Origin of the sequence: Streptomyces sp. NPDC059718, assembly GCF_042733315.1 — a bacterium.
Lineage (GTDB): Bacteria > Actinomycetota > Actinomycetes > Streptomycetales > Streptomycetaceae > Actinacidiphila.
Window position 1 is genome coordinate 144,207 of record NZ_JBHWGA010000009.1, and the last position, 13,568, is coordinate 157,774.

Annotated in this window: 17 protein-coding genes; 11 read left to right on the forward strand and 6 right to left on the reverse strand. The window is 73.8% G+C overall.

The genetic code is table 11. The features are described 5' to 3' along the window. Positions 1 to 10: 10 nt before the first annotated feature. The 3 genes from ACFV3E_RS13170 to ACFV3E_RS13180 all read left to right on the forward strand — a co-directional run bounded on the left by ACFV3E_RS13170 (position 11) and on the right by ACFV3E_RS13180 (position 1,687). On the forward strand, positions 11 to 451 hold the full coding sequence (locus ACFV3E_RS13170; RefSeq protein ID WP_500534776.1) for an SMI1/KNR4 family protein: 441 nt from the start codon (positions 11 to 13) through the stop codon (positions 449 to 451). 209 nt (positions 452 to 660) lie between these two features. Then, positions 661 to 864, forward strand: coding sequence for a hypothetical protein (locus ACFV3E_RS13175; protein WP_500534777.1), 204 nt, complete (start codon positions 661 to 663; stop codon positions 862 to 864). 169 nt (positions 865 to 1,033) lie between these two features. Next, positions 1,034 to 1,687: a DedA family protein gene (locus ACFV3E_RS13180; protein WP_500534778.1), complete on the forward strand. Its 654-nt coding sequence runs from the start codon at positions 1,034 to 1,036 to the stop codon at positions 1,685 to 1,687. Positions 1,688 to 1,721: 34 nt separating this feature from the next. Here ACFV3E_RS13180 and ACFV3E_RS13185 read toward each other — a convergent pair whose 3' ends face one another. Next, positions 1,722 to 2,255, reverse strand: coding sequence for a gamma carbonic anhydrase family protein (locus tag ACFV3E_RS13185; RefSeq protein ID WP_500534779.1), 534 nt, complete (start codon positions 2,253 to 2,255; stop codon positions 1,722 to 1,724). Positions 2,256 to 2,311: 56 nt separating this feature from the next. Here ACFV3E_RS13185 and ACFV3E_RS13190 point away from each other — a divergent pair, with 56 nt between their 5' ends. The 3 genes from ACFV3E_RS13190 (at position 2,312) to ACFV3E_RS13200 (ending at position 5,211) form a co-directional block, all read left to right on the forward strand. Continuing rightward, the gene (locus ACFV3E_RS13190; RefSeq protein WP_500534780.1) at positions 2,312 to 3,232 is read left to right on the forward strand and encodes a pseudouridine-5'-phosphate glycosidase; all 921 of its coding nucleotides are present in this window, start codon (positions 2,312 to 2,314) and stop codon (positions 3,230 to 3,232) included. A 40-nt stretch (positions 3,233 to 3,272) separates the two neighbouring features. Further along, positions 3,273 to 4,049, forward strand: coding sequence for an acyltransferase (locus ACFV3E_RS13195; protein ID WP_500534781.1), 777 nt, complete (start codon positions 3,273 to 3,275; stop codon positions 4,047 to 4,049). 82 nt (positions 4,050 to 4,131) lie between these two features. Beyond that, complete coding sequence (locus ACFV3E_RS13200; RefSeq protein ID WP_500534782.1) at positions 4,132 to 5,211, forward strand: NAD(P)/FAD-dependent oxidoreductase; 1,080 nt, start codon at positions 4,132 to 4,134, stop codon at positions 5,209 to 5,211. Between the two features lie 74 nt (positions 5,212 to 5,285). Here ACFV3E_RS13200 and ACFV3E_RS13205 read toward each other — a convergent pair whose 3' ends face one another. Together ACFV3E_RS13205 and ACFV3E_RS13210 are read right to left on the reverse strand one after the other, a co-directional pair. Continuing rightward, complete coding sequence (locus ACFV3E_RS13205; protein WP_500534858.1) at positions 5,286 to 5,786, reverse strand: helix-turn-helix domain-containing protein; 501 nt, start codon at positions 5,784 to 5,786, stop codon at positions 5,286 to 5,288. A 138-nt stretch (positions 5,787 to 5,924) separates the two neighbouring features. Next, a complete protein-coding gene (locus ACFV3E_RS13210; protein WP_500534783.1) occupies positions 5,925 to 6,788 on the reverse strand; it encodes an EamA family transporter in 864 nt (287 codons plus the stop codon). 93 nt (positions 6,789 to 6,881) lie between these two features. Between ACFV3E_RS13210 and ACFV3E_RS13215 the strand changes: the two genes are divergently transcribed. Genes ACFV3E_RS13215 through ACFV3E_RS13225 form a run of 3 tightly spaced genes read left to right on the forward strand, consistent with a single transcriptional unit; the run spans position 6,882 to position 8,868 of the window. Continuing rightward, positions 6,882 to 7,454, forward strand: a complete 573-nt coding sequence (locus tag ACFV3E_RS13215; protein WP_500534859.1) for a helix-turn-helix domain-containing protein — start codon at positions 6,882 to 6,884, stop codon at positions 7,452 to 7,454. 41 nt (positions 7,455 to 7,495) lie between these two features. After that, positions 7,496 to 8,053 carry a YbaK/EbsC family protein gene (locus tag ACFV3E_RS13220; protein WP_500324972.1) on the forward strand — a complete coding sequence of 186 codons (558 nt, stop codon included), beginning with the start codon at positions 7,496 to 7,498 and terminating at the stop codon, positions 8,051 to 8,053. Continuing rightward, positions 8,050 to 8,868, forward strand: a complete 819-nt coding sequence (locus tag ACFV3E_RS13225) for a GNAT family N-acetyltransferase (RefSeq protein ID WP_500534784.1) — start codon at positions 8,050 to 8,052, stop codon at positions 8,866 to 8,868. Before ACFV3E_RS13220 ends, ACFV3E_RS13225 begins: the two co-directional genes overlap by 4 nt. Here ACFV3E_RS13225 and ACFV3E_RS13230 read toward each other — a convergent pair. Together ACFV3E_RS13230 and ACFV3E_RS13235 are read right to left on the reverse strand one after the other, a co-directional pair. Next, positions 8,843 to 9,373 (reverse strand): GNAT family N-acetyltransferase, encoded by a 531-nt coding sequence (locus tag ACFV3E_RS13230; protein ID WP_500534785.1) that lies wholly within the window; start codon positions 9,371 to 9,373, stop codon positions 8,843 to 8,845. The two genes, ACFV3E_RS13225 and ACFV3E_RS13230, sit on opposite strands and share 26 nt — an antisense overlap. 70 nt (positions 9,374 to 9,443) lie before the next feature. Then, on the reverse strand, positions 9,444 to 9,851 hold the full coding sequence (locus ACFV3E_RS13235) for a CoA-binding protein (protein WP_500534786.1): 408 nt from the start codon (positions 9,849 to 9,851) through the stop codon (positions 9,444 to 9,446). A gap of 73 nt (positions 9,852 to 9,924) precedes the next feature. On the opposite strand from ACFV3E_RS13235, the gene ACFV3E_RS13240 reads away from it, so the two are divergent. Continuing rightward, positions 9,925 to 10,554 carry a YigZ family protein gene (locus tag ACFV3E_RS13240; RefSeq protein ID WP_500534787.1) on the forward strand — a complete coding sequence of 210 codons (630 nt, stop codon included), beginning with the start codon at positions 9,925 to 9,927 and terminating at the stop codon, positions 10,552 to 10,554. 22 nt (positions 10,555 to 10,576) lie between these two features. Here ACFV3E_RS13240 and ACFV3E_RS13245 read toward each other — a convergent pair whose 3' ends face one another. Continuing rightward, positions 10,577 to 12,187 carry a serine/threonine-protein kinase gene (locus tag ACFV3E_RS13245; RefSeq protein ID WP_500534788.1) on the reverse strand — a complete coding sequence of 537 codons (1,611 nt, stop codon included), beginning with the start codon at positions 12,185 to 12,187 and terminating at the stop codon, positions 10,577 to 10,579. 192 nt (positions 12,188 to 12,379) lie between these two features. Here ACFV3E_RS13245 and ACFV3E_RS13250 point away from each other — a divergent pair, with 192 nt between their 5' ends. After that, on the forward strand, positions 12,380 to 13,540 hold the full coding sequence (locus ACFV3E_RS13250; protein ID WP_500534789.1) for an exonuclease SbcCD subunit D: 1,161 nt from the start codon (positions 12,380 to 12,382) through the stop codon (positions 13,538 to 13,540). Positions 13,541 to 13,568 lie beyond the last annotated feature (28 nt).

Consider the following 13,568-nt stretch of genomic DNA (forward strand, 5'->3'; position numbering starts at 1 on the left):
GGGAATTCTTGTGTGGAGAGAGCTGGCCACAGAGGCTTATGCGGGTGCGAGGTTCAAGGATCCGGTACTCCCTGCTGACCTTGACGAAGCCGAACGTTTGCTGGGGGAGTCCATTCCGGTGGGGCTCAAGGGCCTCCTTTCCGAGACGGATGGGATTGTGGGGCAAACGAGTTCAGATGCCGTCTGGTCGCTGGAGAGAATCGTCCAGGGGAACCTGAAATTTCGGCAGAGTAGTTCCTTTGCCGAGCTCTATATGCCCTTTGATTCCTTTCTCTTCTTCGGTGATAACGGCGGCGGGGACCAGTTTGCCTTCGTGCTCCACCCCGCCAGGGCGGATATTTTCGTATGGCAGCACGAGAGTGATAGTCGTAAGTGGGTCGCGAACGACCTGGGAGATTACCTTGCTCGTCGCCTCCGCGAAGGCGGAGATGATTGGTACGAAAACTACTAGCCAAGGAGAGGTTCGGTGGGCGAGGGTTGCGTGTGCCGATCTCGATAAGCCGCAAATGTATTCACGGCTTTAGTCGGGAAGTCGCGCCACGTGTCGAGAAAACTGCGAAAAGCATCTTTTTGTCCCGCTGGGGTGCTGGAGCCAGGGCGTATGCCATCGAGTCGCGCTGTGACGTGCAAAGCATTTACGGGTGATCGAAGGGTGTTGTGATGGCGTATCTTCTTACGGGATTTCTCGGCTTGCTCGCCGGGGCGCGAGCGCTTGGTCTGCGGCGGCGGCAGATGGGCGCGGAGGCCGTGCCATCCGCGCTGGTAATCCTGCGGCCGGCGGTTCTTGGGGTGCTCGGCTGGATCGCCCTCGCGGGCGGGCTGTTTCTGCTGGCCGGTGGGATCCTCGTGCTGGTGCAGGGCTGAGCGTCGGCCGCGGCGCCCCTCGCGGGAACGCACGGCCACCGCATAGTCCCCCCGAGGGGCCCTGCATGCTGGAGGCGACGCACCGGGCTGCACGTCGGATACCCTGCAACGACGTGCGCGCACCGGCGCGCCGACCGACATCCGACCGCCCTAGGGGGAGGAAGCGGCCTTGCACGTCCAGGAGTGGCTCGGCACGATCCCGCCGGTCAGCGTCTACCTGCTGGTGGGCCTCGTGATCGGCCTGGAGAGCCTGGGCATCCCGCTGCCGGGCGAGATCATCCTCGTCAGCTCGGCCCTGCTCGCCTCCCAGGGGCACGTGGACCCGTGGCTGGTCGGCGTCTGCGCCTCGGCGGGGGCGATCGTGGGCGACTCGATCGGCTACGCCATCGGCCGGCGCGGCGGCAGGCCGATGCTGGACCGGCTGGGGCGGCGCTTCCCCAAGCACTTCTCGCCGGCGCACATCGCGACCGCCGAGGCGTCGTTCACGCGCTGGGGCATGTGGGCGGTGTTCTTCGGGCGCTTCGTGGCGCTGCTGCGGATCTTCGCCGGCCCGCTGTCGGGCGTGCTGAAGATGCCGTACTGGAAGTTCCTGGTCGCCAACGTCCTCGGCGGCATCGTGTGGGCGGGCGGCACCACGGCCGTCATCTACTACGTGGGCATCGTCGCAGAGCCGTGGCTCAAGCGCTTCTCCTGGATCGGCCTGGCGGCCGCCGTGCTGATCGGCCTCGGCTCGTTCCTGGTCGTGCGGCGCCGGGCCAAGGCAGCGGCGAAGGCCCACGAGGCCGCGCCGGAGGCGGACGCCGTGGCGGCGGCCGCCGACTGAGCGGTCGGTCCCGGGGCGGTCGGTCCCAGGGCGGTCAGTCCCGGGTGAAGGCGGCCCGGTGGGCGTCGGCGAGCCGGACGTAGTGCTCGGCGTTGATCCGGACCATCTCGCGCTCCTCGGTGGTCAGCTCACGGCGCACCTTCGCCGGTACGCCCGCCACCAGCGACCCCGGGGGCACCCGCATGCCCTGGGGGACGAGCGCGCCCGCCGCGACGAGCGAGCCGGTGCCGATGTGCGCGCCGTTGAGGACCGTGGCGCCCATGCCGACCAGCACGTCGTCCTCGACGACGCAGCCGTGCAGCACCGCGTTGTGGCCCACCGTGACGCCCGCGCCGATCACCGCCGGGAACCCGGGGTCGGCGTGCACCGTGGAGTTGTCCTGGACGTTGCTGCCCTCGCCGACGCTGATCGACTCGCAGTCGCCGCGCAGCACCGTGTGGTACCAGACGCTCGCGCCGGCGGCCAGCGTCACGTCGCCCAGCACCACCGAGGTCGGCGCGGTGAAGGCGGCGGGGTCCAGGTGGGGCGTACGCCCGGCGACGTCCGCGATCAAGGCTCTCTCCGTCATGGGGATCACCGTAGTCCGGTGATTGCGCCCCTCGCGTGGCGGGTAGCGCGTACTGCGTGCTGAAGTTCTCCGACGAAGTGATCATCGCGCTGGAAACCGGTGCCCCGGTCGTCGCCCTCGAGTCGACGATCATCTCCCACGGCCTGCCCCGTCCCCGCAACCACGAGGTGGCGCTGGAGCTGGAGGCCGCCGTGCGCGAGGCCGGCGCCGTCCCCGCGACGATCGCGGTGCTGGACGGCGTGCCGTGCATCGGGCTCGACGGGAAGGGCCTGGAGCGCATCGCCGGCGACGAGGGGATGCGCAAGCTCGGCCACCGCGACCTGCCCGTCGCGGTCGCCACCGGCGCCAGCGGTGCCACCACCGTCTCCGCCACGGCCTTCCTCGCCGCCCGCGCCGGGCTGCGCGTCTTCGCGACCGGCGGACTGGGCGGCGTGCACCGGGGCTGGACCGAGGAGCAGGATGAATCCGCCGACCTGAGGCTGCTCGCGGGCACCCGGATCACCGTCGTGTGCGCCGGGGTGAAGTCGATCCTCGACGTGCCCGCCACCCTGCAGCGCCTGGAGACCCTCGGCGTCACCATCGTGGGTTACGGGACGAGCGAGTTCCCCGGCTTCTACCTCAGCGGCTCCGGGCAGCCCGTGGACTGGACGGTCGGCACGCCCGGCGAGGCCGCCTGCGTGATGGCCGCCCAGGACGACCTCGACGGGCCGCCGTCCGCCGTGATCCTCGCCAACCCCGTGCCGGAGCACGAGCAACTCGATCCGGCCCTGCACGACCGTGTGCTGGCGGAGGCGCTGGCGGCCGCCGAACGCGAGGGCGTCACGGGGCAGGCCGTCACGCCGTTCCTCCTCGGTCACCTCGTCGAGCACACCGGCGGGGCCAGCCTGGAGGCGAACCTCGCCGCCGTGCGCGGCAACGTCCGCCTCGCCGCACAGGTCGCCGTCGCGTGGACGGAACGCGGCGCACATCACATCTGATCGCCCGGCCGCGCTCCGGCGCCCTCGGTACGGTGAGCGGGTGCCGAAAAACGAGAACCTGTTCTCCTCCGCGGCGGCCTGGCGCCGCCGGGCCACCTCGCGTCTGGTGCACCGCGGCTGGCGGTGGGTCCAGGACGCGGGTGCCGTCTCCGCCGAGCGCCCGGGCCCGCTGCGCTTCGGCCGGATCGGCGCGGGCACCCGGCTGGCGTTCCCGCAGGGGACGATCTTCGGCGAGCGGTGGATCCACCTCGGCGAGTGCTGCATCATCGGCGAACAGGTCACCCTGACGGCCGGGATGATGCCCGGCCTCGACCTCGGCCCCGATCCCGTCGTCCGGCTCGGCAACGGCGTCGTCCTCGGCCGCGGCAGCCACGTGATCGCCTCCCGGCCGGTCGTCTTCGGCGACGACGTCTACTGCGGGCCGTACGTCTACGTGACGAGCGACAACCACTCCTACGACGACCCGCACGAGCCCATCGGCCGCCAGTGGCCGCGCTCGGCGCCCGTGGAGATCGGCTCGGGGAGCTGGCTCGGCGCGGGCGCGGTGGTCCTGCCGGGGGCGCGGATCGGGCGGAACGTCGTCGTCGCGGCGGGGGCGATCGTGCGGGGCGAGGTCCCCGACCACTCGGTGGTGGCGGGGGCGCCGGCGCGGGTCGTGCGGCGCTGGACGCCCGAGCGGGGGTGGGAGCCGCCGCTGCGGACGCCCGCCCCGGTGCCGGTGCCCGCCGGCGCGACCCACCAGCAGCTGGCCGCGCTCGCGGGGCTCGACCCGGAACTCCTCGCGGGGCTGGAGGAGAAGCTGGCCTCCGAGGCCTGACCAGTCCTGGCGTCCGCGGCGTTTCTTGCCGAACCGGCATGGAACGTTGCCTCCCGCCCGCGGCCGGCGTGATCGTGCCGCCATGGACGACAACAACAGCGGGAACAGCGACAGCAACACCGAGGTACCGGGCGGCGTGTGGGATGTGGTGGTCGTCGGGGGAGGCGCCGCCGGGCTGTCCGGCGCGCTGACCCTGGCACGCGTACGGCGGTCGGTGCTGGTGATCGACGCGGGGGAGCCCCGCAACGCCCCGGCCGCCGCGGCGCACGGTCTGCTGGGCCGCGACGGCGTCGCCCCGCTGGAACTGCTGAGCAAGGGGCGGGAGGAGGTCGCCTCCTACGGGGGCCGCGTCGTCAGCGGCCGCGTCACGGACATCCACCGCGACGGCGGCCGGTTCGTGGTCGTGTGCGGGGACGGGCGGCGGGTGGCGGCGCGGCGGGTGCTGGTGACCTCCGGTCTGGTCGACGAGCTGCCGGACGTGCCCGGGCTGGCGCAGCGGTGGGGCAGGGACGTGCTGCACTGCGTGTTCTGCCACGGCTGGGAAGCGCGGGACACCGCGGTCGGGGTCCTCGGGAGCTTCCACCAGGCCCTGCTGTTCCGGCAGTTGTCGCAGGACGTGACACTGTTCCTCGGCCCCGGCCCCGGCGCCGATCTGACGCCCGATCAGTGGGAGCAGCTCGCGGGTCTCGGCGTCGGGGTCGTCGAGGGTGCCGTGACCGGTCTGGAGACCGACGACGCGGACCGGCTGGCGGGGGTGCGCCTCGGCTCCGGGCACGTGGTGCCGGTCCGTGTGCTCGCGGTCGCCCCGCGCTTCACGGCACGGGCGTCCTTCCTCGGCGGTCTCGGCCTGACCGTGCGGGAGCATCCGGCGGGCTTCGGGGAGCAACTCGCGGTGGACGCCTCCGGCTCCACCGGCGTCGACGGCGTGTGGGCCGCGGGGAACGTCAGCGACCTGATGGCGGGCGTTCCGGCTGCCGCGGCGGCCGGGACGACCGCGGCCGCCGCGATCGTCATGGACCTGCTGACGGACGACGCCCGTGCGGCGGCCCGGGCCCGCCGGCCCGCCGGCACCGAGGTGTTCGGCGGGCGGATGGAGGCGGAGGTCACGCGGCGCGTGCTCGGCGCGCGCCGGCACGGCCTGGACCCGCTGCCGGGAGCGTGACCCCCGGCCCCCGGCCCCCGGCTTCCGGCCCCCGGCCCCCGGCCTCCGCCCCCGGCTTCCCGAAAGCTCCCGTCTCAGGCGGTGCGGGCCCGCAGATGGGCCCGCTCGCCCTGCCGGCCGAACAGGACGAGCAGTTCGACGGGGTCCTCGCCGTCGGGGCCGAGCCGGTGCGGGACGTGGGTGTCGAACTCGGCGGCCTCGCCCGGCTTCAGCACCACGCGCCGGTCGCCGAGGAGCAGCAGCAGGCGCCCGGCCAGGACGTAGACCCATTCGAAGCCCTCATGGGTCTTCAACTCGGGCTCCGTGCCCGGGTGCGGCGGGATCAGCAGCTTGTGCGCCTGGATCCCGCCGGGTCGGCTCAGCGGCACGTACGTCAGGCCGTCGTGGGTGACCGGCCGGAGGTGGATGCGGGGATCGCCGGTGCGGGGCGCGCCGACGAGCTCGTCGAGCGGCACCGCGTGGACCTCCGCCAGGGTCAGCAGCAGCTCCAGGGTCGGCTTGCGGCTCCCGCCCTCGAGGCGGGACAGGGTGCTCTCGTTGATCCCCGTCCGCTCGGCCAGCTCGGCCAGGGTCATGCCGCGGCGGCGCCGCAGCTCCCGCAGCCGGGGCCCGACGGCGTCCAGCACCTCTTTCCTCGTGACGTCCACACCCCCAGGTTGCCGAAACGGCATGGGGGATTGCAAGCGCGGCAACCGCCGGCCGGCGGTACGCCGTCAGCCCGCCGCCAGCAGGACCGATCCCGCCAGGGCGAGGCCGGCGCCGGCGGCCTGGACGGGGCGGAGCCGCTCCCCGAGGACGCCCCGGGCGGCGAGGGCGGTGACGACGGGGTAGAGGGAGGCCAGCACGGCCGCCACCGCGACGGGACCGTGGTGCGCCGCCAAGGCGTAGGAGCCGTTGGCCGCCACGTCCGCGAGGCCCACGAAGGACAGCGCGGGCAGGCTGCGCCGCACCGTCGGCAGGCCGCCCTCGGGGAGCGGCGGCGCGCCCCGCCGCACGGAGACCGCGAGGGCCGCCCCGCCCACGGCGACGTTGCAGACGCGCTGGACGAACAGCGCCAGGAAGAGCCCGGTCACGGTGTGGGACGCCTCCGCCACGAGCGACATGACCGCGCCGAAGCCGAAGGCCGCGACCAGGGTCATGACCACCGCCTGCCGCTGTACGGGCGCCCCGCGCAGCTCGGGCCCGCCGGCCAGGACGATGCCCACGACGGCCACCGCGATGCCCGCGTACTGCACGGTCCCGGGGCGTTCGCCGAGCAGCAGCCCCACGCTCACCGGGACCGCCACCCCCACCGTGGCCAGCGGCGAGACGACGCCCATGGGGCCGAGGGCGAGCGCGCGGTAGAAGCAGAGCATGGCGACCGGGCCGATCAGGCCCGCGGCCACGGCGAACCACAGGCGCGGGGAGGCCTCGCTCCAGCCGCCCGTCGCGACCACGACCGCGCCGAGCACGAGGGCGGCCACGCCCTGGGAGACGACGACCACGGTGAGCGCCGGGAAACGGCGGGTGAGGAGCCCGCCGCCGAAGTCGGCGAGACCCCACAGCAGGCTGGTGGCCAGGGCGAAGACCGCGGTCATGGGGCTCCCTCGCAGTACAGTACGGAACAGTGCAGTACACCCCACAGTAGTGCAATGAAGTGAACTCCTGCATTCATCATATTGGACGGTACGGTGCCGGACCTCGACCTGATCGCCCAGTCGCTCGCGCGCAACGTCAAGCGCCTGCGCCTGGAGCGGGGCTACAGCCTCGACGCGCTCGCCGCCCGCGCCGGCGTCAGCCGCGGGATGCTGATCCAGATCGAGCAGGCGCGCACCAACCCGAGCCTGGGCACCATCGTCCGCATCGGGGACGCGCTCGGTGCGAGCCTGGTGAACCTGCTGGACTACGCGGACGGGCCGAAGGTGCGGCTGGTCCCCGCCGACCAGGCCGTCGAGTTGTGGAGCACCCCCGCAGGCAGCCGCGGTCTGCTGCTGGCCGGCGGGCAGGCGCCGGGACCGCTGGAGATGTGGGCCTGGCGGATCATGCCGGGCGAGGGCCACGACTCGGACGCGCACCCGCCCGGCACCGTCGAACTGATCCGCGTGGACCAGGGCGAGCTCACCCTCGTCGTCGACGGGCAGGAGCACCTCGTGCCCGCCGGGACGACCGCGAGCTTCGAGGCCGCGGCGCCGCACGGCTACCGCAACCGGGGCACCGAGGTGACGGAGATGACGCTGGCCATCTCCGTCCCCGCTCCCCAGTGAGACGGCGCCGCCAACTCCCGGGATTTGTTAGCGTTCCGGACATGCGCGCACCCATCGGCACCTTCACCGACGTCCACCCCGCAGTGGAGAAGCTCGACCTGCTTCCGGCCCCCGTCGCGGCCGCACTGACCGCCTGGAGCGGTCAGGTGCCCGTCGAGGAGCTGCTGCTGGTCGACACCGACCCCGAGAAGGCCGACACCGCGGTCTTCACCGAGACGTACGGGGTCGCCCTGGAGCAGTCCGCGAACTGCGTGGTCGTCGCGGGCAAGCGCGGCGGGGAGGTGACGCTCGCCGCCTGCGTCGTCCTCGCCACCACGCGGGCCGACGTGAACGGCCTCGTGCGGCGTCACCTCGGCGTCCGCAAGGCCTCGTTCGCGCCGATGGACACCGCCGTGGGCGAGAGCGGCATGGAGTACGGCGGCATCACCCCGATCGGGCTGCCCGCCGACTGGCCGCTGCTGGTCGACGCGGCGGTCGCGGACACCCCGTACGTGATCATCGGCAGCGGCCGCCGGCGCGGCAAACTCCTCGTGCCCGGCAAGGCGCTGGCCTCGCTGCCCGGCGTGGAACTGCTGGAAGGGCTGGGACTCCCCGCGTGACGGAGCTGCTGGACCGCCTGGAGCGCTACTACGACGCCGTGCCCCGCGCCGGCGCCCGCGCCGAGGAGCACGGCCCGCTCACCCTCTTCGTGCGCGAGGGCGTCGGCTGGCCCTTCTACGCCCGCCCGACGCCCGGCGCCGACGGCACCGTCGGCCGGGCCGACGTCGACCGGGTCCGGGCCCGCCAGCGCGAGCTGGGCGTGCCCGAGTGCTTCGAGTGGGTCGCGGAGACCACCCCCGGCCTCCGGGAGGCGGCGCAGGCGTCCGGCCTGGCCGTGCACGAGCACCCCCTGATGGTGCTGGATCCGCTCGTCCCGTCCCTGCCGCCGGAACTCCCCGCGGACGTCGGCGTACGGCTGCTCCGGCCCGGCGATCCCGCGCTGCCCAGCGCGCTCACCGTTCCGCACCTGGCCTTCGCGCAGCCCGGCACCGCCGTCGGCACCGCCGGGCGGGCGGAACTCGCCGCGGCGCTCCCGCTGCACGCCGCCCCGGGACTCGTGGCGACCGCGGAGGCCCGCCTGCGGGCCGGGCTCACCGTCCACGCCGCGGCCGTCGAGGGCGGCACCGCACTGTGCGCCGGCCAGTACAACCCCGTGGGCGAGGTCTGCGAGATCGTCGGCGTCGGCACCCTGCCCAGCGCCCGCCGCCGCGGCCTGGCCCTCGCGGTCACCGGCGCGCTCGTCGCCGACGCCCGCGAACGCGGGCTGACCACGGTGTTCCTCTCCGCGGGGGACGAGGACGTCGCCCGGATCTACGCCCGGCTCGGCTTCCGCCGGGTCGCGACGGCGCTCATCGCGGAGCCGTACGTCCCCTGACCGGCCGCCCGGACGGGGCGGGCGAAAGGTCCAGCGACAGCGGGATCGAGTGCTCGGCGAACCCCAGGCTGCGGTACAGCGGCTCCGCCTCCGGGGTCGCGTGCAGGTCGACGCGGGTCACGCCCTGCTCCGCGAACCACGCGAGCAGGGCCTGGGTCGTCGCCCGCGCGTACCCCAGTCCGCGGTAGCGGGTGTCGGTGCAGACGTTGAAGACGAAGCCGAACCGGCCCGCCGGGTGCCCCGGCGCGGGCAGCCGCTCCTCGACCCGGCCCACCGCGCACGCCGCCAGGTGCGGCCCCTCCGCGACCGCGGGGTCGCCGTCCACCACGAACGCCCCCAGCCATCGCGCGCCGCCCCCGCCGAGCTGCTCGCGCGCCCGCTCCTGCGCGGCCGCCTCCCACGGACCGGGCTCGTCCCGCCCGCTCATGGCCAGGAACATCAGCCGCCGCAGCCGTACCAGCTCGGCGGCGTCATCGGGTCGGGCAGGGCGTACGGGATCGGGCATGTGCGCACGCTACAACAGGGCATCAGGCCGTACGCAGCGGATTTCCGGCACCTCCGGGGAGCCCCGGCGGCTAGCCGAGCCGGGGGATCTCGATCGCGGGGCAGCGGTCCATGACCATGAGCGGACCCGCGCCCCGGGTGCGCTGGTACGCGTCCTCGTCGATCACGCCGAGCTGGTACCAGACCGCCTTCGCGCCGATCGCGACGGCCTCGTCCGCGACGGCACCGGCCAGGTCGGAGTTGACGAAGACGTCCACCACGTCGACCGGGAACGGGATGTCGGCCAGCGAGGCGTAACCCTGCTCGCCGTGCACGGTCTCGGCCTTCGGGTGCACCGGCACCACGCGCTTGCCGTACCGCTGCAGCACCGCGGCGACGCCGTACGCCGCCCGCGAGGCGTTGTTGGACAGCCCCACCACGGCCCAGGTGTCCCCGAGGCCGGTCAGGATCTTCCGAACCGTCGCGTCGTCTCCGTACACGTCGTCCTCCCTCGATTCCGGTCCGCAGCAGTCAACCAGAGGAGGCACCTGACTGTTCCCGTAGGGTGGCGGGGTGGTGGAGCGGTATCTGACGATCGGGCGCGAGCACGTCCACGAGAGCGAGATCAAGCGCTCGCGGTTCCTGTGCGCACTGGCGCCCGTGCCCAGCGAGGAGGCGGCGCAGGCGTTCATCGCCCGTGTCCGCAAGGAGCACGCCGGGGCGACGCACAACTGCTACGCGTACGTGATCGGCGCCGAGGGCCGGATCCACAAGGCGAGCGACGACGGCGAGCCGGGCGGCACCGCCGGCACCCCGATGCTGCAGGTCCTGCTGCGCCGCGAGGTCCGCGACGTCGTCGCCGTCGTCACCCGCTACTACGGCGGCATCCAGCTCGGCGCGGGCGGTCTGGTCCGCGCCTACGGGGGCGCCGTGTCGGCGGCGCTCGACGAGCTCGGCACGGTCGAGCGGCAGAAGCTCGCGCTGGTCACCGTCGTCGCCGACCACCAGCGGGCCGGGCGCATCGAGAACGACCTGCGCGCCGCCGGCCGCACCGTACGAGGCGTCGCCTACGGCGCCGCGGAGGTGCGCATCGAGCTGGGCGTGCCCGAGGAGGAACTGGCGGCCTTCCGGAGCTGGCTAGCCGACGCCTCCGCCGGGACCGCGGGCGTCGAGGTGTCGGGCAGCGCCTTCGTGGACGTGTAGCGGCCTGGGCCCGTCCGGGAGGTCACTCGGTGTTCACGTAGGTGACCTTGCCCTTGACGGTGGCCTCGATGAAGCAGGTGCGGTAGTCGTCGACCCGGTAGTAGTACAGGGACGGCTTGTCGCTGATGATGTCGGGCTTGACGATCACGTAGCTCATCTTCGGGTGTTCGACCTTGCAGTCCTTGTCCGCGCGGCCGATCAGGACCGGGAGCGTGTCCCAGCTGACGGTCTTGAGGTCGATGACCGTGTCGTCGGGATCGATGGTGCCCTTGCTGCCCCACTCCGTCACCTCGCCGTCGCGGTACATGTAGCCGTCGTACACCGCGGTGTCCGACTTCTTCGGTGCCTTGAAGATCGCGTAGTCCTCGTAGAGGGTCAGGTCGACCACCTTGGTGCCGCCCGAGACCGACTTCACGACGTCCGCCATCGAGCGGCCCCCGGCCACCGAGAGCAGCTTCTCGGGCGCCGCCGTGCCGGAGGTGCCGGGGCCGGAGGAGTGCGTGTCCTTCGGGGTCCCCGTGCCGCCGCCCTTCCCGCTCGCGTCGGCGTCCCCGCCGTGGAGCCCCGGGACGAGGGTGTACAGCAGGACGCCCGCGACCCCCACGGCCACGACGGCGGTGGCGGCGGCCACGACCCGGCCGGCACGGCCGCCGCGCCGGGCCGAGGGGAGCGGGGTGGGGCGGGTCGGCGGCTGCGGGGGGTGGTACGGGTGGGGGGCCATCGGCGGGTACGAGGCCGGGGCGGGCCCGAAACCGGGGGGCGCCGCGTCCACGGGCGCGGGGGCGGGCGGCGTGCCGCGCTCGACGTCGGCCAGCATCCGGTCCAGCCGGTCGGCGTCGGGCCGGGCGGCGGCGTCCCGTATGAGCAGGGCGGTGAGCACGGGGGCCAGCGGCCCCGACCGCACCGGGGGCGGCAGGGGCTCGTCGAGGACGGCGACGAGCGTGGCGATGCCGGTCTCGCGGCGCAGCGGGTGGACGCCCTCCACCGCGACGTACAGCAGCATGCCGAGCGACCACAGGTCGGAGGCGGGGTTGCCCTCCTCGCCGCGGATGCGCTCGGGGGCGATGTACTCGGGCGAGCCGATGAGGCCGCCGGTGGTCGTCAGCCGGGTCGAGTCGCGGAGCGTGGCGATGCCGAAGTCGGTGAGGACCGGCGTCATGTCGGGCCGCAGCAGCACGTTCGCGGGCTTCACGTCGCGGTGGTGGACCCCGACCGCGTGCGCGGCGCGCAGCCCGGCCAGTACGCCGCGGCCGACCGTGGCCGCCTCCGGCGGGGTCAGCGGGCCACGGGCCAGCCGGTCCTGCAGGGAGCCGCCGGTCACCAGCTCCATCACGAGCCACGGGTGCGGGAGGTCCGTTCTGTCCACGATGTGGTGGATCGTGGCGACATTGGGGTGGTGCACCCGGGCCAGCGCGCGGGCCTCGCGCAGTACGCGCTCCCGCAGTTTCGCCGCCGCCTCGGCGTCGGTCTCGGCCAAGTCCGGGTCGGGCGGCCGTACTTCCTTCAGGGCGACCTCGCGGTGCAGGGCGGTGTCGCGGGCCCGCCAGACCAGGCCCATGCCGCCGCCGCCCAGTCGTTCCAGCAGCTCGAAGCGGCCGTCGATCAGTCGTCTGCCGGAGTCGCTCGCCGTCATGGCGGTCATCGTACGGGCGGGCGGGGACACGGCTTGACCGACCTTGCCCGAATTCGGACTCACGCGCCGCGCTGACAGTGGTGGCCGATAGCCTGCTCTCGAAGCCTACGGGACCGGTGGGGACACCGGGGCCCGTGCGGAGCATGCGGAACGTGAGCCGGAGGAACGGAACATGCGGGCGGGAGAGCCACGGTGAGGTTGCTGCACACCTCCGACTGGCATCTGGGGCGGTCCTTCCACCGGGTCGGACTGCTCGACGCCCAGGCGGCGTTCATCGACCACCTGGTGGCGACGGTGCGGGCGGAGCGCGTGGACGCCGTCCTCGTCGCCGGCGACGTCTACGACCGGGCGCTGCCGTCGCTGCCCGCCGTCGAGCTCTTCGACGACGTGCTGCACCGGCTCGCCGACCTCGGCGTGCCCACGGTGATGATCTCCGGCAACCACGACTCGGCCCGCCGGCTCGGCGTGGCCTCCGGGCTCATCGACCGCGCCGGGATCCACCTGCGGACCGACCCGGCCGGCTGCGCCACGCCGGTCGTGCTCGCCGACGCGCACGGGCCGGTCGCCCTGTACGGGCTGCCCTACCTCGAACCCGCCCTGGTGCGGGAGGAGTTCACCCTCGACCGGGCCGGGCACACCGAGGTGCTGAGCGCCGCCATGGCGCGGGTCCGCGCCGACCTGGCCGCACGCCCCGCGGGCACCCGCTCGGTCGTGCTGGCGCATGCCTTCGTCGCGGGCGGCGCGCCCAGCGACAGCGAGCGGGACATCACCGTCGGCGGTGTGGCGGCCGTGCCCGCGGGCGTCTTCGACGGTGTCGACTACGTGGCCCTCGGCCACCTCCACGGCTGCCAGACGATCACCGACCGCGTCCGCTACTCAGGCTCCCCGCTGGCGTACTCCTTCTCCGAGGCCGACCACCGCAAGAGCATGTGGCTGGTCGACCTCGGCGCCGACGGCTCCGTGGCCGCCGAGCGGGTCGACTGCCCCGTGCCCCGGCCGCTCGCCCGGATCCGCGGCCGCATCGAGGACCTTCTGGAGGACCCGGCGCACGAACGGCACGAGGACTCCTGGGTCGAGGCCACCCTCACCGACCCGCACCGCCCGCACGAGCCCATGGCCCGCCTGCGCAAGCGCTTCCCGCACGCCCTCGCGCTGGCCTTCGAGCCCGAGCGCACGGACGCCGACCCCCACGCCTCGTACGCGCAGCGCCTGCGCGGCCGCTCCGACCGGCAGATCGCCGAGGATTTCGTGACCCACGTCCGCGGCACCGGGCCCGACACCGCGGAGCGGGGTGTCCTGCGGGACGCGTTCGACGCGGTCCGTAGCGATGCCGTACGGGCGGAGACCGACTGATGCGCCTGCACCGTCTGACCCTGACCGC

What these genes read in the sequence shown, in the direction of transcription:
- ACFV3E_RS13205 (WP_500534858.1), bottom strand. Translation starts at nt 5,786, where the DNA reads ATGACCCTGGCCGAGCTGGCCGAGCGGACGGGGATCAACGAGAGCACC.
- ACFV3E_RS13230 (WP_500534785.1), bottom strand. Translation starts at nt 9,373, where the DNA reads ATGCCCGATCCCGTACGCCCTGCCCGACCCGATGACGCCGCCGAGCTG.
- ACFV3E_RS13210 (WP_500534783.1), bottom strand. Translation starts at nt 6,788, where the DNA reads ATGACCGCGGTCTTCGCCCTGGCCACCAGCCTGCTGTGGGGTCTCGCC.
- ACFV3E_RS13175 (WP_500534777.1), top strand. Translation starts at nt 661, where the DNA reads ATGGCGTATCTTCTTACGGGATTTCTCGGCTTGCTCGCCGGGGCGCGA.
- ACFV3E_RS13185 (WP_500534779.1), bottom strand. Translation starts at nt 2,255, where the DNA reads ATGACGGAGAGAGCCTTGATCGCGGACGTCGCCGGGCGTACGCCCCAC.
- ACFV3E_RS13220 (WP_500324972.1), top strand. Translation starts at nt 7,496, where the DNA reads ATGCGCGCACCCATCGGCACCTTCACCGACGTCCACCCCGCAGTGGAG.
- ACFV3E_RS13200 (WP_500534782.1), top strand. Translation starts at nt 4,132, where the DNA reads ATGGACGACAACAACAGCGGGAACAGCGACAGCAACACCGAGGTACCG.
- ACFV3E_RS13245 (WP_500534788.1), bottom strand. Translation starts at nt 12,187, where the DNA reads ATGACGGCGAGCGACTCCGGCAGACGACTGATCGACGGCCGCTTCGAG.